18 protein-coding genes and 1 pseudogene are annotated in these 20,658 nt (G+C 57.8%); 11 read left to right on the forward strand and 8 right to left on the reverse strand.

The window, feature by feature from the left end; translation table 11 throughout:
• Positions 1 to 28 precede the first annotated feature (28 nt).
• The 3 genes from IEX40_RS04565 (at position 29) to IEX40_RS04575 (ending at position 3,655) form a co-directional block, all read left to right on the forward strand.
• On the forward strand, positions 29 to 1,048 hold the full coding sequence (locus IEX40_RS04565; RefSeq protein WP_188745936.1) for a TRAP transporter substrate-binding protein: 1,020 nt from the start codon (positions 29 to 31) through the stop codon (positions 1,046 to 1,048).
• A gap of 20 nt (positions 1,049 to 1,068) precedes the next feature.
• Positions 1,069 to 2,520, forward strand: coding sequence for an aldehyde dehydrogenase (locus tag IEX40_RS04570; RefSeq protein ID WP_188745937.1), 1,452 nt, complete (start codon positions 1,069 to 1,071; stop codon positions 2,518 to 2,520).
• 157 nt (positions 2,521 to 2,677) lie between these two features.
• Positions 2,678 to 3,655, forward strand: coding sequence for a ketopantoate reductase family protein (locus tag IEX40_RS04575; RefSeq protein WP_188745938.1), 978 nt, complete (start codon positions 2,678 to 2,680; stop codon positions 3,653 to 3,655).
• Positions 3,656 to 3,723: 68 nt separating this feature from the next.
• On the opposite strand, the pseudogene IEX40_RS22250 reads toward IEX40_RS04575, so the two are convergent.
• Positions 3,724 to 3,921: pseudogene (locus IEX40_RS22250) on the reverse strand (hypothetical protein); the annotation flags it as partial.
• A 200-nt stretch (positions 3,922 to 4,121) separates the two neighbouring features.
• Positions 4,122 to 4,604 (reverse strand): HPP family protein, encoded by a 483-nt coding sequence (locus IEX40_RS04585; protein WP_229680583.1) that lies wholly within the window; start codon positions 4,602 to 4,604, stop codon positions 4,122 to 4,124.
• 95 nt (positions 4,605 to 4,699) lie between these two features.
• Between IEX40_RS04585 and IEX40_RS04590 the strand changes: the two genes are divergently transcribed.
• Complete coding sequence (locus IEX40_RS04590) at positions 4,700 to 5,290, forward strand: TetR/AcrR family transcriptional regulator (RefSeq protein ID WP_188745939.1); 591 nt, start codon at positions 4,700 to 4,702, stop codon at positions 5,288 to 5,290.
• Positions 5,291 to 5,328: 38 nt separating this feature from the next.
• Here IEX40_RS04590 and IEX40_RS04595 read toward each other — a convergent pair whose 3' ends face one another.
• From IEX40_RS04595 to IEX40_RS04610, 4 genes are all read right to left on the reverse strand, one after another.
• Entirely contained in the window at positions 5,329 to 6,858 is a 1,530-nt protein-coding gene (locus tag IEX40_RS04595; protein ID WP_188745940.1) for an MFS transporter, read from the reverse strand.
• A 19-nt stretch (positions 6,859 to 6,877) separates the two neighbouring features.
• A complete protein-coding gene (locus IEX40_RS04600) occupies positions 6,878 to 7,390 on the reverse strand; it encodes a DUF934 domain-containing protein (protein ID WP_188745941.1) in 513 nt (170 codons plus the stop codon).
• Positions 7,387 to 9,069 (reverse strand): nitrite reductase NirA, encoded by a 1,683-nt coding sequence (gene nirA, locus IEX40_RS04605; RefSeq protein WP_188745942.1) that lies wholly within the window; start codon positions 9,067 to 9,069, stop codon positions 7,387 to 7,389. Before nirA ends, IEX40_RS04600 begins: the two co-directional genes overlap by 4 nt.
• Positions 9,070 to 9,163: 94 nt before the next feature.
• Entirely contained in the window at positions 9,164 to 10,570 is a 1,407-nt protein-coding gene (locus IEX40_RS04610; RefSeq protein WP_188745943.1) for an aminotransferase-like domain-containing protein, read from the reverse strand.
• A 109-nt stretch (positions 10,571 to 10,679) separates the two neighbouring features.
• Between IEX40_RS04610 and ccoG the strand changes: the two genes are divergently transcribed.
• The 6 genes from ccoG (at position 10,680) to iaaH (ending at position 17,320) form a co-directional block, all read left to right on the forward strand.
• Positions 10,680 to 12,038 carry a cytochrome c oxidase accessory protein CcoG gene (gene ccoG, locus IEX40_RS04615; RefSeq protein ID WP_188745944.1) on the forward strand — a complete coding sequence of 453 codons (1,359 nt, stop codon included), beginning with the start codon at positions 10,680 to 10,682 and terminating at the stop codon, positions 12,036 to 12,038.
• Positions 12,039 to 12,055: 17 nt separating this feature from the next.
• Positions 12,056 to 13,438 (forward strand): cytochrome ubiquinol oxidase subunit I, encoded by a 1,383-nt coding sequence (locus IEX40_RS04620; protein WP_188745945.1) that lies wholly within the window; start codon positions 12,056 to 12,058, stop codon positions 13,436 to 13,438.
• 1 nt (position 13,439) lies between these two features.
• Positions 13,440 to 14,444: a cytochrome d ubiquinol oxidase subunit II gene (gene cydB / locus IEX40_RS04625; protein WP_188745946.1), complete on the forward strand. Its 1,005-nt coding sequence runs from the start codon at positions 13,440 to 13,442 to the stop codon at positions 14,442 to 14,444.
• Positions 14,445 to 14,448: 4 nt separating this feature from the next.
• Entirely contained in the window at positions 14,449 to 14,556 is a 108-nt protein-coding gene (locus tag IEX40_RS22255) for a DUF2474 family protein (RefSeq protein ID WP_373286476.1), read from the forward strand.
• A gap of 471 nt (positions 14,557 to 15,027) precedes the next feature.
• Entirely contained in the window at positions 15,028 to 15,711 is a 684-nt protein-coding gene (locus tag IEX40_RS04635; protein WP_229680584.1) for a helix-turn-helix transcriptional regulator, read from the forward strand.
• 97 nt (positions 15,712 to 15,808) lie between these two features.
• Positions 15,809 to 17,320 (forward strand): indoleacetamide hydrolase, encoded by a 1,512-nt coding sequence (gene iaaH, locus IEX40_RS04640; RefSeq protein WP_188745949.1) that lies wholly within the window; start codon positions 15,809 to 15,811, stop codon positions 17,318 to 17,320.
• 210 nt (positions 17,321 to 17,530) lie between these two features.
• Here iaaH and IEX40_RS04645 read toward each other — a convergent pair whose 3' ends face one another.
• Together IEX40_RS04645 and IEX40_RS04650 are read right to left on the reverse strand one after the other, a co-directional pair.
• Complete coding sequence (locus tag IEX40_RS04645) at positions 17,531 to 18,382, reverse strand: thymidylate synthase (protein ID WP_188745950.1); 852 nt, start codon at positions 18,380 to 18,382, stop codon at positions 17,531 to 17,533.
• Positions 18,383 to 18,393: 11 nt separating this feature from the next.
• Positions 18,394 to 19,794 carry an aminotransferase-like domain-containing protein gene (locus IEX40_RS04650; protein ID WP_188745951.1) on the reverse strand — a complete coding sequence of 467 codons (1,401 nt, stop codon included), beginning with the start codon at positions 19,792 to 19,794 and terminating at the stop codon, positions 18,394 to 18,396.
• 367 nt (positions 19,795 to 20,161) lie between these two features.
• Here IEX40_RS04650 and IEX40_RS04655 point away from each other — a divergent pair, with 367 nt between their 5' ends.
• Positions 20,162 to 20,644 (forward strand): MSMEG_0572/Sll0783 family nitrogen starvation response protein, encoded by a 483-nt coding sequence (locus IEX40_RS04655; protein WP_188745952.1) that lies wholly within the window; start codon positions 20,162 to 20,164, stop codon positions 20,642 to 20,644.
• Positions 20,645 to 20,658: the final 14 nt, after the last annotated feature.

The following is a 20,658-nucleotide window of genomic DNA, read 5'->3' on the forward strand; positions in this document are numbered from 1 at the left end:
TAGAACAAAAATAAAGCGGGAGAAAAGCATGAACAACACACTCAAATCAGGCATTTTGGCTGCATCATTGGCTCTAATTGCAAGCCAGGTATCTGCCGAAACCACACTACGCCTGGCGCATATCTGGCCTGCGACCTCGGCCGTGCACACGGATATTTTCGACGTGTGGGCTAAAAGTGTCGAGGAAGCCTCCAACGGTGGGCTGAAGGTAAACCTATACCCCTCACAAACGCTGGTTAAAGCGGCCAAAGCTTATGACGGGGCCGTCAGCGGTTTGACCGATATCAGTGCTGTAGTGCAAGGCTACTCCGCAGGCCGTTTTCCGTTGTCTGAGATTGCTCAGCTACCGGGTGTAACCGAGTCAGCCCCGCAAGGGGCCTGCATTCTGCAGTCGCTGTACGATTCGGGAATGATTGCGCAAGAGTACGCCGACAGCCATGTCCTGTTCATGTTCTCAACCGGCCCGGCCTACCTTCATACCCGTGAAAAAGAGGTCAAAACCCCCTCTGATCTAGAGGGCTTGAGAATGCGCCGCCCCAACGCAGTAGCCGGCGAACTGCTGGCACAGATGGGTGCATCGCCGGTGGGTATTCCGGCACCTGAAATTTACCAGGCGATGGAGCGTGGCGTCGTTGACGGCCTAAGCTTTCCTGCGGAGGCGATGAAAGTATTCCGTATCAACGAGTTAACCAAGTACCACGTTCAAATCCCCTATACCAGCAGTATCTTCGTCGCGACCATGAACAAACAGAGCTATGACAGTCTGTCTCCTGAGATGAAGGCGATCATCGATGACCACAGCGGCATGAAGTGGGCGAAGATAGCCGGACAGGTATTTAACAAGTTGGATATGGAAGGGATGGCGGAAGCCAAAGCTCAGGGCGATAGCATCCATGTGGTCAACGATCCGCTGAACGATCCTGACTGGTCGGCCCCTCTCAAGCAAGGTACTGCAAAATATCTTAACGATATTACAAACAACGGTGCTAAAGGAGCCAAGGACGTCTACCTACGCGCACTTGAGCTCGGCCAGGAATGTGCCTCATAACGAATAAAAAAGGTAAAGATATGAACAAAATAGCACTGTTACTCGGCGGCCAGAAACGCGATGCCGAACAGAACGCGCTGTTTCAACGGTACAACCCACTAAGCGGAGAGGTCGTAACGGAAGCCGCTGCCGCTTCAGTTGCCGATGCCAAAGAGACGGCAACAGCAGCCGCGCAGGCGTTCAAGCGCTGGTCCACATCGAGCGTTGGTGAGCGCAGGGCAAAGCTTCTCAAGGCCGCTGATCTGATGGAGTCCTATCAGGGCGAGTTCATCGCCCGCATGGTCGCCGAGACCGGCGCCACGCCCGCCTGGGCCGGGTTCAACGTGATGGTTGCCGCCGGCATTCTGCGCGAAGCAGCGGCGCTGACCACACAAGTTGGCGGGGAGATCATACCGTCCAACGTGCCCGACAATATGGCGATGGGTATTCGTGTACCTTGTGGCGTGGTGGTCGGTATCGCACCGTGGAATGCACCGATTATTCTGGGTACCCGCGCTATCGCCACCCCACTCGCCTGCGGTAACACGGTCATTCTGAAAGCCTCCGAGCAGTGTCCGGCAACGCACCACCTGATTGGGCAGGTGCTGATGGAAGCAGGCTTTGGCGAGGGTGTCGTCAATGTCATCACCAACGCGCCGGAACAGGCGGCCGAGGTTGTAGAGGCTCTGATCGAGCATGAAGGAGTCCGTCGTATCAACTTTACCGGCTCAACCGGTATCGGCCGTATCATCGCCGAGAAGGCCGCGCGTAAGCTGAAACCGGTGCTGCTGGAGCTGGGCGGCAAAGCCCCCTTCGTGGTGCTTGAAGATGCCGATCTGGATGCAGCCGTTGAAGCCGCTGCCTTTGGCGCCTTCTTCAACCAGGGTCAGATCTGCATGTCGACCGAACGTCTGATCGTAGTGGATGCGGTAGCCGACGAGTTTGCCCGTAAACTGGCGGAGAAGGCGAAGAGCCTGAAAGCCGGCGATCCGTTAGCGGAAGGCAATGCACTCGGTACGCTGATCAGCGCACAGGCCGGCATCAAGCTGAACGCGCTGCTTGAAGACGCACAAAGCAAAGGGGCCTCTGTACTTTCGGGCGGCCCGGCAGAGGGTGTCATCATGCAAGCCACTTTGGTGGACAATGTGACCGCCGACATGCGCCTGTACAGCGAAGAGTCTTTCGGCCCAATGGTGGCGATGATCCGGGCCAAGGACGAAACAGACGCGGTCCGGTTGGCCAACGATACCGAATACGGGCTCTCCGCGGCAGTCTTCAGCCGCGATATCGCCCGTGCCATGGCCGTCGCCAAGCAGATCGAATCCGGTATCTGTCATATCAATGCCCCCACCGTGCATGACGAGCCGCAGATGCCGTTCGGCGGCGTCAAGGCGAGCGGCTACGGCCGCTTCGGTGGCAAGGCAGGGATCGAGGAGTTTACCGATCTACGCTGGATGACCATCCAGATGGGGCCGCGACACTATCCTATCTAAACGCTCGACAAGACCCTGCTCACACACGCCGGCCGAATGCTCAAGTTCGCCGGCGTGTAGTTTCACTTAGGCTCGGGAACGCCCTTTCCATGGTGCTGAGCAATCGATAGCAGGCTATTAAACCCGACCGATTAGTTCGTTTCTTTGGAGCTTACCTATGTCAGATCAATCATCCGATCAAGCCAACAGCCAGTTGGCAGATCTTTCAGCCCAACCCCACATAGCCGTCGTTGGCGCCGGCGCCATGGGGTGCTATTTCGGCGGCATGCTGATTCGGGCCGGACATCGGGTTACGCTGATCGACGTCAATCCTGCGCAGATCGAAACGATCAACACCCGCGGATTGATCCTGGACACCGATGAGGGCCGTAGTGAGCTCAAGGCGACTGCAGCACTGGCAAAGGATGTGGACGAGGTAGCCGATCTGGTTGTGCTGTTCACCAAAACGCTGCACACCGAAGCGGCCATGGCCTCAATCAAGCATCTGCTGACGCCCTCTACCGTCGTGCTGTCGTTGCAAAACGGACTGGGCAATGCCGAGCGGATCGCGAAATACCATGACAGCGCGCGTATAGCGGTCGGCACCACGCTGGTACCCGCCGACCTTCAGGGCCCCGGACACGTCGTCTCTCACGGCCCCTCCAGCTCACGCATGATGGATGCGAATACCCAACATCCAAAGTGGGTGACTACATTGGCAGAGCTCTTTAACAATGCCGGGCTGACCAGCGAACCGGACCCCGATATCCACTCGGTCATCTGGTCCAAGGTGGCGTTCAATGCCGCGATGAATGCAATCTGCGCGGTCACCGGCGCGACACCCGGCCGCATCGGCCAGGTAGACGCTTCGGTCGACCTGGCTCGCACCGTAGTGCATGAAACCCTTCAGGCTGGCGAAGCAAAGGGGATCGCACTGGACGAAACCCATATCTGGCAGAACGTGGAGATGGCGCTGCGAGAACACGCCAATCACAAACCCTCGATGCTGCAGGATATCGAACACGGCCGTGCGACCGAAATCGATGCCATCAACGGCGCCATCGTTGACGCCGCCTTGCAGGCGGGCCTGGATGCCCCCGCCAACAGAACGCTGTTCCAGCTGGTGAAACTGAAGGAATCGCTCGCCCGGCACTGAACGCCCGAGTACTCCCGAATACCGCATTCAGGATATTCAGATCATGGCCAGAGGCGCACGCAAACCGATCAAAATCGAAGACTACAGGCAGCTGGCCCAAGGGCGATCTGGTACTTGAAGTCGATCGCACCCTGGCCCACCTGGGGTGCGCATGCTCGTACCGTCCGAGGGCTGATACCAAAGTCCTGGGCCACACTGCGGACAGACTGATTCTCTTGCGTCACGCGTTCAACGATAAGGACCCGATTGTAGAGCGTCGTTTGGGCATTCTTGTGGGCGGTTGCTCATGTCGGTTGTTCTGTGCTGTTTGTTTGGCGATAACCAGCATCTCGAACTTAACCGGCGTGAACAACCTCCTCAGAACCTACACTTAGCCCGGATGTTGCAGCACAAACAAGAAGAGCGGCCAGCTTTTATGTTGTAATTCAAGTAATTAAGTCGAATACAACAACCCGCGACTCGGATCTTAGAACCACCGCTGCGGATACGGCGAGTGCGATACCAGGCGGTGGTACAACACACCGAACACCACGATGAGCAGCGTACCCGCCATTACCGGGGTAAGCAGAAAATCCCAGTGTTCACCGGCCAGCATAACAACCAGTGGGTTGGCGCCCGCCGGCGGATGCGTAGTCCGGGTCAGCATCATCAACGCGACCGCCAGGCCTACTGCCAGCCCCAGTGACCAGGACTCCACCCCGACAAGCGATAGAACACACAGACCTATGGTCGTCGTGAGCATGTGTCCCAGCACAATGTTGCGGGGCTGAGCCAGGGGGCTTTCGGGCAAAGCAAACAGGATAACCATGGTTGCGCCAAACGGGGCCATCAGCCAGATAAAGGACGAACTGAGCATCGTCAGACTGCTGAGCGCGGTTATGCAGAGCATGGCGCCAAGTCCGGCGATCGCAGGAGCGAAGTAAGGTGTTTCCGATAGACGGTGGTACATTTTGAAATCCCTAAAGTAGACAGATCGGTCTACATGATAGACAGGTCTGTCTACTTGTGTCAAGATGAGACCGTGCACTTCAAACGGAGGATGTAATGGATAAACGTGAGCTGCTGATCCGCACCGCGTTCAGGCTGTTCTACAGCCACGGAATTCATGCGGTCGGAATCAATTCAGTCTTGAAAGAGTCAGGAGTGGCGAAGAGGACCCTCTATCACCACTTCGAAAGCAAGGAGCAATTGGTCGAAGCTGTCATCCAATATCGAGATGCGGTGTTCCTCGAGTGGATGCAAAAGCGACTGGCCTCAGTCGAAGCGGGCGAAGCCGGCATCCGGGAGTTGTTCGCCGCCTTGCATGACTGGTTCAACGACCAGGTTATCGAGCTGCAGGCTTTCAACGGCTGTTTCTTTATCAATAGCAGCGCGGAATATGGCGACCACGACAGTCCCATACACAAGGCCTGTGCACTCCACAAGGAAAAGGTGGTCCAGCTCATTCATCGACAGGTCGAAGCGTCAGGGGTTCTGGCTAAAAAGGTTGATGAAGTGACTGGTTTCATTGCCATGATCAAGGAGGGTGCCATCGTTACCGCCCACGTTCAGGGTGACAGAGATTCCGCCCTTAGAGGAGAGCGGTTGGCGCTGGCGATGCTGCAACTCAATCGGGGACACGAGCCCACTGCATAACTTGAGACAGTTAGCATGGAACGCATGCCCCAAACTGATCATTGGGTATCGTGATGGGAGCACTCTTGAGCTCTCGAGAGCGTGTCCCGTCCAATAATTGACAACCCGACCGTTAACACAGCAGATAACAAGGCCACTGTAGCAGCAGCCAAAAACAGATCAGCGAAGCCACCCCGATAGCTGGCCAGTGCCGTTGCCGCCTCCAGCTCCCCCATAGACAAGTGGCCGGTCATGAAGCGCCCCGTTACCACCCACTCCAAGGCGTCGGGCAAGACTGCGCAACGACCGCCACCAGAAGCGCACAACTCGTCCTGCAGCCTGCTCTTTACTCCAAACGCCAATACCGACGAAAGACCTGCATACCCCACCAGCATGGCGAAAAACCGCGCCGTGGTGCTGATACCTGAGGCCATGCCCGTGCGCTCTTTCGGCACGGTGCCAAGAATCGCTTTCTGGGTTTCGCCGTTGATCAACCCACCACCGGCGCCCAGAATCGACATACCGATAAAGAACCAGATCGGGTTGCTGCTTGACACGGCCAATGCCAACCAGATATTCCCGACCGAGATGATCGCCAATCCGACCCCGAGCAGCTGATAAGACTGAAGCCGGTTCGAAAGTCGTCGCCCTATGGTCGGGAACATAAACATCGTGATGGCAAATGGCAGCAACGCACAGCCTGTCCAAAGAAAGGAGATGCCCATACCGCGCTGGAGGTAGAGCGGCAATAGCGCCGCCATCACCTGGGCGGCACCGGCGTACCCCAGCATGGCGATCACGGCCCCTACAAAGCGGCCGGACTTGAAAAGCCTCAGATGCAACATGGGGTTGGCCTGACGCAGCTCTATGGCCACGAATGCCGCCAACGTGACCATCCCGAGCGTAAACACGATCACCGACTGATGGCTCGTCCAGCCGGTTTGAGGCCCATTGATAAGCCCCCAGACCCAAAGCAGCATTGAGAGACTGAAGCAGATGGCGCCCGCCCAGTCGAACGCATGTGCGCCACTGGGCCTGTCTTCGTCGATAGTGCGCGGCACTGAAAGAATCAACGTTACGCAGATCGGTACAAAGACAAAGAATGCCCAGCGCCAACCCAATAGGTAGCCGGCCAGGCTGCTTAACAAGGGGGCAATCACCATGGTCAGTCCCATGATGCTGCCCCAGGTACTCCAGGCCTTGATCGCCTCATCCTGCAGACGAAATCGATGCCCGATAGTGGATAACGCGGGCGCCAGCAGCAGTGCCGCCCCTACGCCCTGTACCGCGCGTGCCCCAATCAACAGCGAGATATTGGGCGCGACGCAGCAGGCCAGTGCCGCACAGCCGAACAACCACAAACCCACACACAGCACCCTGCGGCGTCCATAGCGATCGGCCATCGCGCCGGCAAACAGCAGCAGAGAGGCAAATGTGAGCAAGAAGCTGCTTTGCACCCAGGCCATCTGCGAAAAATCAGCGCCAAGGTCCGACACCAGACTGGGCAGTATCACCCCAACCAGATTGGTATCAAAAATGGTCAGGGCACAACTGGCCGAGGCAGTGAGTAGCAAGCCTTGCCCTTTCATGGCAAAGCCCTCTCTCGACTCATGACTTCGCGCTTCGACGTCTGAACAGCGGTTCGGGGTTTGTTACCGATCGAGCGTAAATCATATCGAAGCCAAACAGCCCCTTGAGTGCCTCAGACACCGATCTGTCTTCACGTACGGCAAACGAGCTAAAACCGCAGTGACGCATCAGCCCCAGTTGGTCGCGCAGTACATCACCGGTTGCACGCAGGTCACCCTTATAGCCGTAACGGGTTCTGAGCAGATTGGCCTGAGTGTACGCTCGACCATCTCTGAAGCTTGGAAACTCCAAGGCGATCAGCGGCAACGTATCAAGCCAGGGCGCAATCGCTTCCGGGTCGTCATCCGGCCCCAACAGGACACCGTATGACAACTGCCCCTCCTCCCCCGTTTCACGCAGGGCCTGCCAACGCGCAAAGGAGATAATCGGTGAGGAGATGCCGTCCAGCGGCTGGTCGTCGTCCACCAGACACCAGGGGTCCTCTTGCAGTACAACCGCCACTCCATTTTTCAGGCCGATTGTATTGTTCATGCGCTTGCCTCCACCCTGGCGGTTTCACGTTGATAGACCCCCTCCTTGAAAGGAGCGATACCGATGCGACGCACCGTGTCGACGAATCGTTCCTCTACTTCACGATAGCTCAGGTAGACGGATAGTAATCGGCCGATCGCCTCGGGTACCTCTTCGGCCCTGAGTGCAGGCCCGATCACCTTACCGATCGAGCTGTCCTTGCCCTGGGCACCGCCAATCGTGATCTGAAAGAACTCTTCGCCGTTCTTATCGACCCCCAGAATACCGATATTACCGATATGGTGGTGACCACACGCATTCACACAACCCGAAATATTGAGGCTCAGTTCGCCCAGATCGTGCAGGAAATCGAGATCGTCGAAACGCTCCTGTATCGCCTTCGCCACCGGCAGCGAGCGGGTGCTGGCCAACGAGCAGTAGTCGCCGCCGGGGCAGGAGATAACGTCGGTCAATAGGCCGATATTGGGCGTGGCCAGGTTCTGCGCCCGTAGCGCTTTCCACAACGCATAAAGATCACGTTTGCGGACATCCGGCAGTACCAGATTTTGCTCGTGGGCCACGCGGATTTCGCCGAAGCCAAACTTCTCGGCAAGATCAGCCACCACGCGCATCTGCTCGGCGGTTACATCACCCGGAGGCGCCGACGCGCCTGGCTTGGTGGAGAGGATGACTGAGCTGTACCCCGACACCTTGTGTGGGCGCGTGTTGTTCTGCACCCAAACGGAAAACGCGGGATCACGGGCTAACCAGGCACCGAAGTCAGGATCGATCGCATCTATCCGCTCGTAATCCGGCGCCTGAAAATTCTGGGCAACGCGTGTGTACTCTTCGGAGGTCAGCTCAGCGACGCCATCACGAATCTGCTCCCACTCACGCTCCACTTCCTGTGCGAACGCCTCAATTCCGAGTGCTTTAACGAGGATCTTGATCCTCGCCTTGTACTTGTTGTCACGTCGACCGTAGCGGTTATACACGCGCAACACGGCTTCGACATAGGTCAGCAGATGCTGCCAGGGCAGCGCCTCACGTATCATTTCGTTAAGGATAGGGGTGCGTCCCAGGCCGCCTCCGACCATCACGCGTAACAGCATCTCGCCGTTTTCGCCCTTGTACAGGTAAAGCCCCACATCATGTGCACGGATCGCAGCACGATCCATCTCCGAGGAGGAGATCGCGATCTTGAACTTGCGCGGCAAAAACAGGAACTCCGGGTTAACCGTCGACCACTGGCGCAGAATCTCGGCCAGCGGCCGGGGGTCGATCAGTTCGTCCCCCGCGACCCCGGCAAAGGCTTCGGTGGTGATATTGCGCACGCAGTTGCCGGAGGTCTGGATCGCATGCATCTCGTGATCGGCGAGCAGTTGCAGAATATCCGGCACCTGCTCCAGCTCGATCCAGTTGAACTGGATATTCTGCCGCGTGGTGAAGTGTCCGTAGTCCCGGTCGTAGTCTTCGGCGATCCGGGCAAGGGCACGCAGCTGATTCGATGACAAGGTGCCATAGGGAATCGCAACACGCAGCATATACGCGTGGCGCTGCAGGTAGACGCCGTTCTGCAGCCTGAGCGGTAGAAACTCCTCTTCACTCAGTTCACCCGACAGCCTGCGAGCGACCTGATCGCGAAACTGAGCAACCCGCGCCTGCACCAGCGCATGGTCATATTGATCGTATCTATACACGCTTTGTCCCCGGTTCTGCCAAGTGAATGCACAAGGCTAGCGGGAGCGACGGATACGGGGCAGGCTCAATTTTTTTAATTTTAATCGGGACAGATCACAGCTGTACAAACAGCTCCGGCAAACGATTCAGTGCCGCCGTTCGACGGGCATCCCACGGATGGGCGTAACTGATACGCAGGCAGTTTCTGAACTGACCCGACACGGAAAACAGTGGGCCGGGGGTGATAACCACGCCCCCCTCCAGCGCTTTCGGGTAGCTTGCCAGGGTATCGAAACTCGGCGGCAGCTCAACCCAGACCGCCAGACCGCCCAGCGGCACACTGACACGCAGCCCGGTGGACCACGCCTGGAGCGACGCAATCAGCCGATCCCGACGCTCTCTAAGTTCGTTGCGTTGACGGCGAAGATGCGCAGTAAAACTGCCATCGGCCATATAGTCCGCAACGCCCTGTTGCAGATATCGACTGCTGGCCAGCTGGGTCACCAGCTTCAGACGCAGAATACGGTCATGCCAGCGAGCCCCGGAGATCCAGCCCAGACGCAGGTCACGCGACAGTGATTTGGAGAAGGAGCTGCACAGGATCACCCGGTCATCTCTGTCCATCGCCTTCAGTGGATCAGGCGCACTGCCGAGCGCGGTATCGGCGTAGATATCGTCCTCGATCACCGCCAGATCGTGCCGCTCCGCTAACGCCAGCAACCGCGACTTGGATTCGCTTGGCATCAACGCACCGCCTGGCGTCGCAAACGCGGGCGATACGATACAGGCCTTCACCTTCCAGCGCTCGAGCACCTCCTCCAGCGCCTCGATATCCATCCCGGTTTCCACTGAGGTCGGCACCTCAACAACCCGCAGATCCAGCTGCTCCAGCAACTGCAGCACGCCATAAAACCCCGGCGACTCCACCGCAACCACATCGCCCCGTTCGCAACAGGCCATCAAAGCCAGAAACAGCGCATGCTGGCAGCCCGAGGTCACGCACAGCTGATCGGGCTGTACTGCCCAACCACGACGTGCGCTATGTAGTGATAGCTGCTCACGCAGGCCCATGTCGCCTGCAGGCGCATCGTAGTACTGGTAATCGTCACCCTTCTGGCGGCGTAGTGCGCGTCCAATGGAGCGATTCAGCGCCACAATACTGGGGGGCAGATCACCGGCGTGCAGGTCCGGTAGCAGATCGAATGCCGCGCTGCGGCCCATGATATCCAACAGCAACTCGTTAACGCTTACCGGCCTTGGCGCTTCGATCCTTGACCGACTGACCGGTTTCTTAACAGCATTGGGCTGAAGGGCTACAAAGTAACCGGACTTGGGGCGCGCCTCCAGCAGTCCCTGCGCCTCGAGGCGCTGCAGCGCATGCTGCACGGTGGCCTTGGACAGGCTATGCTCCTGGCACAGGGTGCGGATCGACGGCAGCCGCTCACCCAAACGCCAGCGTTGCTCCTCGATACCCTGCAGCAACCAGCTTTCAAGCTGTCGGTAACGATAATCGGCTCCCATCTCAGGCCCTCGCCCATCTGTACCCATTGTTATTATTTTTTTTATACCTGATCCTATCTTAATCACAAGCGTAGTCTGCCCCCAATCAGAAATCAGGGGGAAACCTGCCATGGAACAGATACCCGTTGTGCAAGACTACACACCACCTTTTGCCCGCGACGGCAAATTCCACGTCCGCCTTACCGAAGGGCGCTTTCAAAACCTGCGACGCCTGAGCAGTTGGCCGATGATCGCACTGTTTTTCGGCCTGGTCTGGATCCAGGTGGACGGCCAACCCTGGCTGCTGTTCTCCTTCGCCCAACGCAAGATCATCCTGTTCGGCAATGCACTCTCCTGGCACGACCTGCCGCTGCTGGCCGGATTGATGATTGCCGGCGCCTGCCTGCTGTTCTTTATGGCGGTGGCCTGGGGACGGGTCTGGTGCGGCTTCGCCTGCCCCCAAAGTATCTGGACCTGGTTGTTTATCCGCATCGAGGATTTCACCGAAGGACGCGCCGGCATCCGGGCGCGTCAGGAGGGGGAACCGCTGAGCGCCGAACGCCTGTTACGCCGGATCGCCAAGCACCTGCTGTGGATCGCGCTGGCCACGCTGACGGCAGCGACGTTTACCGGGTACTTCATTCCTATTCGTGAGATGGTCTCGGAGGCAGCGCAGCTGGAGCTGTCGACGGCGATCACCGGCTGGCTGGTGATAATGGCCGGACTGACCTATGCCAACGCAGGGCTGGTGCGGGAAAAGATCTGTCTGCACGCCTGCCCCTACTCCCGCTTTCAGGGGGTGATGTTCGACCGCGACACCCGCACCGTCACCTATGATGCGGGGCGCGGCGAGCCTCGCGCCAACAAGCGCAATGCCGATACCAATAGCGGCGACTGTGTCGATTGCGGCCTATGCGTACAGGTGTGCCCCACCGGCATCGATATCCGTGACGGTCTTCAGGCGGCCTGCATCGACTGTGCGGCCTGTATCGACGCCTGCGATAGCGTCATGGAAAAAATCAACCGTCCGACAGGTCTGATCCGTTTTGCCTCCGAGTCACAGCTTGAGAACAAACCCTCACCGCTGCTGCGCCCCCGCCTTGCCGGTTACGGCGCTGTTATGGTTATTGCGTTTAGCGCCGTACTCTACGGCTTCACCGGTACTACCGACTTGCTGGTGGAGGTTCGCCGAGATCGCGGAGCGCTCTTTACCCAACTGGACGAGCAGTGGATCTGCAACAACTACCGCGTCAAAGTCGAGGCTTTCGATCCTGCCGAAGCATCGGTACGCATCTCCGTCGTAGGCGAGGGCGTGTACGAGCTATTTGGACCAGCCGATATCGACCTGAGTGAAAACAACTCCACCTGGCTGCCCTACCGGGTCTGCGCTCAGGACATAACCTCACCGAATACGAAGCTGACGTTCAACTTCCAGGGCAATGAGGTCAGGACATCGAAGGAAACAACCTTCCTTGCCAAATCGATCTGATCGATTAAGGAGTTTGTATGCAAGACATGGCGCTCATGCTGGCACGCATCCAGTTTGGATTCACCGTGTCGTTCCACATCATCTTTCCCGCCATCACGATCGGGCTGGCCAGCTACCTGGCTGTGCTGGAAGGATGCTGGTTGAAAACTCGCAACCCCGTCTTCAAACAGCTGTACACGTTCTGGAGCCGAATATTCGCGCTCAACTTCGGTATGGGCGTGGTGTCCGGGCTGGTAATGGCTTACGAGTTCGGCACCAACTGGAGCGAGTTCTCCACCTTCGCCGGCAGCATCACAGGTCCTCTGCTGACCTACGAGGTACTGACCGCCTTCTTTCTTGAAGCGGGCTTTCTGGGCGTCATGCTGTTTGGCTGGAAGCGGGTTGGCGAGCAGCTGCACTTCTTTGCCACACTGATGGTCGCCATCGGCACCCTCATATCGGCAACCTGGATACTTGCCTCGAACTCCTGGATGCAAACACCGGCCGGCTATGAGATCGTCGACGGCCGTGTAGTGCCCACCGACTGGCTGGAAATCATTTTCAACCCATCCTTCCCCTACCGGCTGGTCCATATGGGGCTGGCCGCTTTTCTAAGTACTGCGCTGATGGTCGGTGCCAGCGCCGCCTGGCACCTGCTCAAAGGTCGGGACTCCAAGGCCATACGCACCATGCTGGCCATGGCCATGGGCATGCTGTTAATCACCGCGCCACTGCAGATGCTGGCCGGTGATATGCACGGCTTGAATACGCTGGAGCACCAACCGGCCAAAGTGGCTGCGATGGAGGGACACTGGCGCAACGAAGGTGAAGGCGAGGGTGTACCGCTTCTGCTGTTCGGATGGCCCGATAACGACGCCGAAGTCACACGATATGCAGTGGGCATTCCACGCCTGGGCAGCCTTATCCTGACCCATAGCTGGAGTGGAACCTTCAAGGGGCTTTCGGAGTTCCCCGCCGATGAACGCCCTAACGCAGCCGCCGTGTTCTGGTCGTTCCGTGTCATGATCGCCCTCGGCCTATTGATGTTTGTGCTCGGAGCCTGGGGGATATGGGCCTGGCGCCGCGGTACGCTCTACACCAACCGCTCACTCTTGCGCTTTGCCTTACTGATGGGCCCATCTGGATTGGTGGCCCTGCTCGCGGGTTGGTTTACAACAGAGCTCGGGCGTCAGCCCTGGGTTGTCTACGGCCTAATGAAAACAGCTGATGCGGCCAGCCCGCACAAGGTAACTGAGTTGACCATTTCACTCGTGCTCTTCGTGCTGGTTTACCTGGTGATCTTCGGTACCGGAATCCGCTATCTGCTGCGACTGATAAACCGCGGTCCTGATCGGGACGGCGAGACCATTCAATCCACCGTGCGCCCCGTTCTGCCGCCAAATACCGATCAAGGAGTCTGACATGGGTGTCGATACCGCACTGATTTGGGCTGTCATCATTCTGATTGGCGTCATGCTCTACGTCATCGCCGACGGCTTCGATCTTGGCGTTGGCCTGCTGTTTCCATTTGTACCATCAGAAGGACATCGCAACCGCATGATGGCCAGCGTGGCACCTATCTGGGACGGTAACGAAACCTGGCTGGTACTCGGCGGTGCCGGCCTGATGGCGGCCTTTCCCCTGGCATACGCTGTTGTACTCAGCGCGCTCTATCTACCCATCGTATTGATGCTGATAGGCCTCATCCTGCGCGGTGTCGCATTCGAAGCGCGAGCGAAATCCAGTGATCACAGTCGCCATCTCTGGGATAAGGCCTTCTTTGGCGGCTCCCTCATGGCAAGCTTCTTCCAGGGCGTTATTCTGGGCGCGTATATCAGTGGCATCGATGTTCAGGATGGCCGCTTCGCCGGAGGCCCCTTGGACTGGGTCAGCAGTTTTTCACTGTTCTGCGGTGCAGCTCTGACGGCCGCCTACGCCCTGCTGGGCAGTACCTGGCTGATATTGAAAACCGATGGCTACCTGCAATATCGAATGCGCGACCTGACCAAGCCTCTTGTTTGGCTGTTGTCTGTATTTATTTTTGCGGTGTCCATCTGGACACCCTTGGCTCACGAAGCAATAGCCGAGCGCTGGTTCAGCCTGCCCAACCTGTATTGGCTCACGCCCCTGCCCGTTTTGACCGCACTGACCTGCCTACTGCTGCTGCGGTCGGTCGAGTACGGAGAAGCGATGCCCTTTGTGATGACGCTGGTGGTGATGACACTCGGTTTCCTTGGGCTCGGCATCAGCCTGTGGCCTAACGTAATACCGCCGTCCATCAGTATTTGGCAGGCCTCGTCACCGGCGTCCAGCCAAGGCTTTGCCTTGGTTGGTGCACTGTTGATCATGCCGATCATCCTGACCTATTCCGCCTGGTCCTACTATGTGTTCCGCGGCAAGGTCAAAGCCGAAGATGGGTATCACTGAGATGATGCGAGACAGGTGCAAACGCCTTGCCTGGCTACTCTTGATCTGGCTCCTGAGCGTTGCAACAACCTATGCCCTAACACTGATTCTACGGCAGTTCATACCAACCTGACCGGCCGCAACCGGTTGTGAAGGCATCGATACGCCGGTTCGTATCGGTGTGCCGGGACCGGCAGATATCGGGCGACTGCCGAGATATGCGAATCAGTTTGGCGTGGAGACATCTATGGCAATCGTCCGGAGATATGGCCTGTCGTTGACCAACCTTCTGCGCACGTCTGTCTCTGATTGCTATTGGAAATCTCTCTCCAGCAGCCTGGCAGGACAAGGCCTTGTAGATATCCGATATCACCTCTACCCATTTGGGAGAATTTTAGAAGGGACAGCAAGAATGCCGCTTCTGTGGCAAGGTTATCACCTGTCTGGGCATCCGGAGTTATGTCACCGCGACTAAGATGACCTATTTTTTGCATGATGAATTAGGCTATCTTGGAGTATCGGGTCTCCCTGACCTGCTCTCCCCTAACATCGGGAACACGAACAGCAGATGTACAGCGCCAAACTAAACCTCGACGTTCGAGACATGGACCTTTTTGCAAAGATCGTCTGGACGCTCGGACGCAATCTGCCCGCCGATAGGGTGCGAGGGGACACCCTCACCGATATCGGACAGCTGCTCAAGGCAGACTATGTGGCGTCTTATATCTGGGACGACGCCCGGTCAACGTCCACACGCTGTCTCGCCCACAATATTGATACCTCATTGCTGGACCGGTATGACTGTCAGCTGGAAAGTATCGACTTCATCACGCCAACCATGCGCAAGCAGCAAGGGGCCGCTGCCGTCGATGAGGTGATAGAGCGCAGAACGCTTGAGACCAGCGAGTTCTACAACACCTTTCTCGCACCAGCCGGAATGCACCACGGCATCAATATCTATTTCTTCGATAACCACCGGGATGTGGGCGATCTTCGGATATGGCGGGATAAAAGCGCGCCCCCATTCGGTATCCGCGAGTTGAGCCTACTGAACGCGTTAAAGATCTATTTTGAAACAGCGCTGACACAGGATGCAGCGCTACAGGACATACTGACGCGGCGTGAGCAGGAGGTTGTAAGCCACTTGAGGCACGGTTTGAGCGACAAGCAGATTGCACGTGAGCTCGGCGTTGGCTTCACCACGATCCGCAGCCATCTGAACAGCGCAATGCACAAACTCGACTGTGCCAACAGAACCGAACTCGCCCTCAAACTCACGCACGGATAGACACCCCTGACTCCTCAATTTTGAGGATGTGATCGAACCCGGCACTGTGCCTAAATCCCGGTATGCACAGAAACGTTCGATCCGTTCAGGAGTTAACATGCGCAACATCACCACGTTAGTATCGATTCCCCTGCTGACCCTCAGCTCGATGAGTCACTCCGCCGAGCCCCCCATCAATTTGACCCAGTTAAGTGCGCTGGAAACGGCGAAACTAATCTGCGAACGCAAGGTAACGAGCGGAACAGTGGTCAAACACTGGCTGGCTCGTGCACAAAATATGGACGCGTTCAATGCGTTCTCGTCGCTGATCGATGAGGATAAGGCGCTGGTTCTGGCCAAAGCCGAAGACGAACGTTTGGAGAGTGGCGGACACTGTCTACCATTGGGCGGCGTGCCCTTGGCGGTGAAAGACAACATCGAAGTCAAAGGGCAGCCAAACTCAGGCGGTACACCGGCGCTCACGGACTTCATCCCCAGCGTCAACGCGCCGGTGATCGACAAGCTCGAAGCGGCAGGTGCGATTATTATCGGTAAAACCGGCATGCACGAATTGGCATTCGGCACATCCGGCTATAACACCAGTTACCAAGGCCCCCATGGGTTAGGGGTACGTAACTCATTCGATCCCGATCGAATTCCCGGCGGATCCTCCTCGGGAAGTGCTGCTGCGCTGGGCGCGCGACTGATCACTGCCGCGCTGGGCACCGATACCGGCGGCTCTACGCGACAGCCCTGCGCACTTAATAGCTGTGTCGGCTTCCGCCCTACCGTTGGGCGGTACAGTGGCGAGGGGGTGATTCCGATCTCATATAGCCGCGATACGGTAGGGCCGATGGCGAACAGTGTCGATGACATCATCCTGCTCGATAGCGTGATCACCGGTGGCAAGGCGGTAATGCCCCCCCAGGCGGACACCATTCGGCTTGGCGTTCCGGCGTTCTTCTGGTCCGACCTTCATCCTGATGTTAAGAGCTCAGCCGAGAGTGCCTTGGACAGGCTGCGCGCGGCAGGCGTCACGCTGATACCGGTGGAGATGGACGGAATCGAAGCGCTGACCGGCGCTGTGGCGACGGCTGTTGCAATCTATGAAGCCAAGCCTGCGCTGACCGACTACCTGGCCTCGCGCGGCACAGGCAAGACTCTGGATGAGGTTGTATCTCAGATCTCCAGCCCGGACGTACGTGGCACATTCTCGGCGATGGTAGTACCGGGCATGGTGCCCAGTGCCGACGGAATGGTGCCGGTTGCTCCTCTTTATGAAAAAGCGCAGTCGGAGGGGCTCGCGGCCCTGTCGGCGCTTTACGAAAAAACCTTTGCCGACCATAAGCTCGACGCATTGGTGTTCCCGACAACTCCAGAGGTTGCACGGCTCTCCAACGAAGAGGCCAGCGCAGGGCCTACTTTCCTGCGCACAATTCGCAATACCGATCCAGGTAGCAATGTGCGGATGCCGGGTCTGTCACTGCCGGTTGGACTGGGTCCGCAAACTAACCTCCCGGTTGGCGTCGAGATCGACGGGCTGCCGGGGAGCGACGCCAAACTGCTGGCGATCGGCAAGACCCTTGAGTCGATCTGGGGACCGGGTCCTCAACCCAAGAACCTGAAGTAAATCGGTGCCGCCGCGGCTAGCCTCCGCGGCGGCTTTTTGTCAACCTGCTTTAGCATCTACCCTGCCCCTGAACGCTCATAACAACAGGAGCGTTCAGGGCCTCCAGCTTTCCGGTTTTTCCGCACGCCCAGTAACCCGCGTCGGGAAATTAGGCGTCAGCGAATAGGGGCGGCGCCCATTACCGGCCTTTGGATAAGGCGGCTCGACCCGTTATACCGAGAACGGATAGGCGATGGCCGGGTGGTGCCGGTAGCCCTCGACCTTGAAATCGTCCAACGTCACCCAGGTCTCAAGATCCTTCAATGTACGGATATCCGGGTTGATCTCGAGTCTGGGCAGTGGATAAGGCTCACGCTTGAGCTGCACATCGCGCATCAGCTGCAGCTGATCTTCGTAGATATGGGCATTAACGATCTTGTGATAGGCGCCCCCCGGCTTGAGGCCGGTAATCTGCGCAATCAGCCGCAACAGGGTAAACACCTGCACCTGATTGAAGTTGAGCCCCAGCGGCACATCGCAGGAGCGTTGGTAGGAGGTCAGGTAGAGCGTATCGCCCAGCAGCGAGAAGGTATGGGTGTGCATGCAGGGGCGCAAGCAGCCCAGATGGAACTCGCCCGGGTTGTAGAAACTGAGGAGCTCGCCGCGATCGTCAATGCCGCGACTGAGGTTATCCACCAGTTTTGCCAGCTGATCGACCTCGCCCCCCTCCGGGGTGCGCCAATGGCGCCCCTGAACACCGTAAACACGCCCCATATCGTCCACACCCCGGCGACAGGGATTGGCCAGCCAGGCATCGTTGTCATTGGCGTTGGCGTCCCAGCTTTTGGTCCCGAGCTTGCGAAAATCCTCGGCACTGTCGTAGCCGCGTATATAGCCCAACAGTTCGGCAATGGCCGCCTTCCAATAGCTTTGGCGAGTGGTGATCAGCGGCAGTTCGTTGGCCGCCACGTTGTAGGTAAGATCGGCGTTGATCACCGTCAGGCAACGCTTGCCGGTTCGCTGATTGGTGACCCACTCGCCCTCGTCGATAATGCGTCGGCAGAGATCCAGATACTGTTGCATACGCTTTTACCTCAGGTGGTTAACGACGAAAGATAAGCGGGCTGATCGATCAGATCGGCCACATGCTGCAGCCCCTCTTCCCAACTGTCGCGGCTGATCGGCCCGCCGAAGCAGAGCCGCAGCGCGTCCGGCGGATTGTTGTCGGTGCTAAACGCGGCGCTGGCTACGGCGCTGACGCCATGACCACGCAGCTGCACCGCCAGTTCGGAGGGGTTCCAGTTGGAGGCTTTCGGCAGTTTCAACCAGAGATGGAAGGCGCCCTTGGCCGAGGCGATCCGCTGGCGGCCCAGGTAGTGCTCAGCCAGTTTGAGCCGTGCAATCGCCTCGTTACGAATCGCCTTGCGCATCGCCTCGGCCGTGCCGTCAAGAATCCAGTTACTGACCAGCGCATCGACCAGCGGGCTCGACATCACGTAGAGTGCGCGCATGGCGCCAGAGAAGCGCTGTGCCTGCCGTCTGGCGGGGGCATGGACGAAAGCGGAACGCAATCCGGGGCCAAAGCATTTGGCCGTGCCCATGATGTAGTAGGTCAGCTCTGGGGCCAAATCGGCTATCGGCGTGACCGGCTCTTCACTGAGCAGGGTATAGGCATCGTCCTCAATGATGGGGATGCTGTAGCGCAGTGCCACATCCGCCAGCGCCTCCCGCCGCCCCTGCGGTATGGTGGTCGTGGTGGGATTGTGAATCGTCGGGTTCAGATAGAGCACCGCCACATTACCCTGTTTGCAGATCTCCTCGAACGGACGCACCAGCGGACCATCCGCGTCGCGCTCCAGCGAGTGCAGTGTAAGACCCAGCTGCGCAGCGATCGCCTTGATGCCGGGATAGGCCAGACTCTCCACACACACCAACTGCCCAGGTGCCGCCAGTTGGGTCAGCAACCCCACCAGCGCGCTGTGTATACCGGAGCACACCAGCACCTGCTCGGGCACCGCACGGTCAAGGCGCTGATCCAGCCACTGCAGCGCCGCTTCCTTGGCGCGGGGGCTGCCGCCGAAGGCCTGATAACGCAACATGCCATACAGATCCTGCTGCGCCAGCACCGAGATAGCGCTGTCGCGGATCTGCTCGACCAGCGTCGGGATCGCCGGCTCGATCATCAGATTCATCGTCATCTCGTAACCGCCGCGACTGGGCTGCACGGTCACGGTTTTGCCTTTGACGAAGGTACCTGAACCGGGATGGGAGTCGATCAGTCCGCGTGTACGCGCCTCATTATAGGCACGCGCAGCAGTGGTGTAGTTGATACCGACAGCCGCCGCCAGATCACGCAGCGGTGGCAGCCGATCGCGTGCCTGCAAACGCCCACTGTCGACATCTTCGGCGATCAGATCCGCAATCAACCGGTAGGCTGGTATACCCGTTTCCGCCTGCAATCGGTTACGCCAGCGCTGAAGCTCCTGTGTACTCATCTATGCAATCAATCCCCAGCTATCGGATACGTTCAACGGAACAGATTTTACTCTAATTCTTATAGCGAAAAAATCAGCCACTTATAACCATTTGATTGCACCTATGCACCAACACTGAACAGATTTTAGAAATAGTGCACAACTATAGCTCAATCAAATAGTTATATTAGTTTTTGCGCATAAAACGATCAACGCCGAAAATAATTTTTTTGCTCTTCCATCAATTTAGACCCCAATCATTGATCGCATATTGATTGCAATCAATCGAAAATCAATTGGCATATCGATTGCTCTGTCTTGATTGCACCACACAAAGACAGCTTTGAGTTGTGACCTAATTCAAGACAAAAAAGATGGAGTAACAACAATGCCTACAGTAACCCAACCGCAACATAAGGCCGGTGACTTCTTTGTCGATTACGAAGAGAAGGTATTCGAGGATGTGAAAGCCAACCCGGGCGAGAAGGCCCTGGTCACTTTCCACACCGTTGCATTCGAAGGTTCCATCGGTCTGGTCAACATGCTGCAGGCCACCCGCCTGCTGCGCAAGGGCTATGAGACATCCATTCTGCTCTACGGCCCCGGTGTCACCCTGGGTATCCAGCGCGGCTTCCCGACCATCGGTGACGAAGCTTTCCCCGGCCACCAGAACTACACCAATCAGTTGAAAAAGTTCATGGCCGAGGGTGGCAAGGTCTACGCCTGCCGCTTTGCGCTGCAGGCGCTCTATGGCCACGGTGAACCGTCACTGATCGAGGGCATCCGTCCGATCAATCCGCTGGATGTGATGGACCTCAAGTTGCTTCACATGCGTGACAACGCCGTGATCCTCGACACCTGGACTCTGTAAGGGGAGCAGCGGCC

Source organism: Marinobacterium zhoushanense, assembly GCF_014641945.1.
GTDB classification, from domain to species: Bacteria; Pseudomonadota; Gammaproteobacteria; order Pseudomonadales; family Balneatricaceae; genus Marinobacterium_D; species Marinobacterium_D zhoushanense.

What these genes read in the sequence shown, in the direction of transcription:
- IEX40_RS04565 (WP_188745936.1), top strand. Translation starts at nt 29, where the DNA reads ATGAACAACACACTCAAATCAGGCATTTTGGCTGCATCATTGGCTCTA.
- IEX40_RS04570 (WP_188745937.1), top strand. Translation starts at nt 1,069, where the DNA reads ATGAACAAAATAGCACTGTTACTCGGCGGCCAGAAACGCGATGCCGAA.
- IEX40_RS04575 (WP_188745938.1), top strand. Translation starts at nt 2,678, where the DNA reads ATGTCAGATCAATCATCCGATCAAGCCAACAGCCAGTTGGCAGATCTT.
- IEX40_RS04585 (WP_229680583.1), bottom strand. Translation starts at nt 4,604, where the DNA reads ATGTACCACCGTCTATCGGAAACACCTTACTTCGCTCCTGCGATCGCC.
- IEX40_RS04590 (WP_188745939.1), top strand. Translation starts at nt 4,700, where the DNA reads ATGGATAAACGTGAGCTGCTGATCCGCACCGCGTTCAGGCTGTTCTAC.
- IEX40_RS04595 (WP_188745940.1), bottom strand. Translation starts at nt 6,858, where the DNA reads ATGAAAGGGCAAGGCTTGCTACTCACTGCCTCGGCCAGTTGTGCCCTG.
- IEX40_RS04600 (WP_188745941.1), bottom strand. Translation starts at nt 7,390, where the DNA reads ATGAACAATACAATCGGCCTGAAAAATGGAGTGGCGGTTGTACTGCAA.
- IEX40_RS04610 (WP_188745943.1), bottom strand. Translation starts at nt 10,570, where the DNA reads ATGGGAGCCGATTATCGTTACCGACAGCTTGAAAGCTGGTTGCTGCAG.
- ccoG (WP_188745944.1), top strand. Translation starts at nt 10,680, where the DNA reads ATGGAACAGATACCCGTTGTGCAAGACTACACACCACCTTTTGCCCGC.
- IEX40_RS04620 (WP_188745945.1), top strand. Translation starts at nt 12,056, where the DNA reads ATGCAAGACATGGCGCTCATGCTGGCACGCATCCAGTTTGGATTCACC.
- cydB (WP_188745946.1), top strand. Translation starts at nt 13,440, where the DNA reads ATGGGTGTCGATACCGCACTGATTTGGGCTGTCATCATTCTGATTGGC.
- IEX40_RS22255 (WP_373286476.1), top strand. Translation starts at nt 14,449, where the DNA reads ATGCGAGACAGGTGCAAACGCCTTGCCTGGCTACTCTTGATCTGGCTC.
- IEX40_RS04635 (WP_229680584.1), top strand. Translation starts at nt 15,028, where the DNA reads ATGGACCTTTTTGCAAAGATCGTCTGGACGCTCGGACGCAATCTGCCC.
- iaaH (WP_188745949.1), top strand. Translation starts at nt 15,809, where the DNA reads ATGCGCAACATCACCACGTTAGTATCGATTCCCCTGCTGACCCTCAGC.
- IEX40_RS04645 (WP_188745950.1), bottom strand. Translation starts at nt 18,382, where the DNA reads ATGCAACAGTATCTGGATCTCTGCCGACGCATTATCGACGAGGGCGAG.
- IEX40_RS04650 (WP_188745951.1), bottom strand. Translation starts at nt 19,794, where the DNA reads ATGAGTACACAGGAGCTTCAGCGCTGGCGTAACCGATTGCAGGCGGAA.
- IEX40_RS04655 (WP_188745952.1), top strand. Translation starts at nt 20,162, where the DNA reads ATGCCTACAGTAACCCAACCGCAACATAAGGCCGGTGACTTCTTTGTC.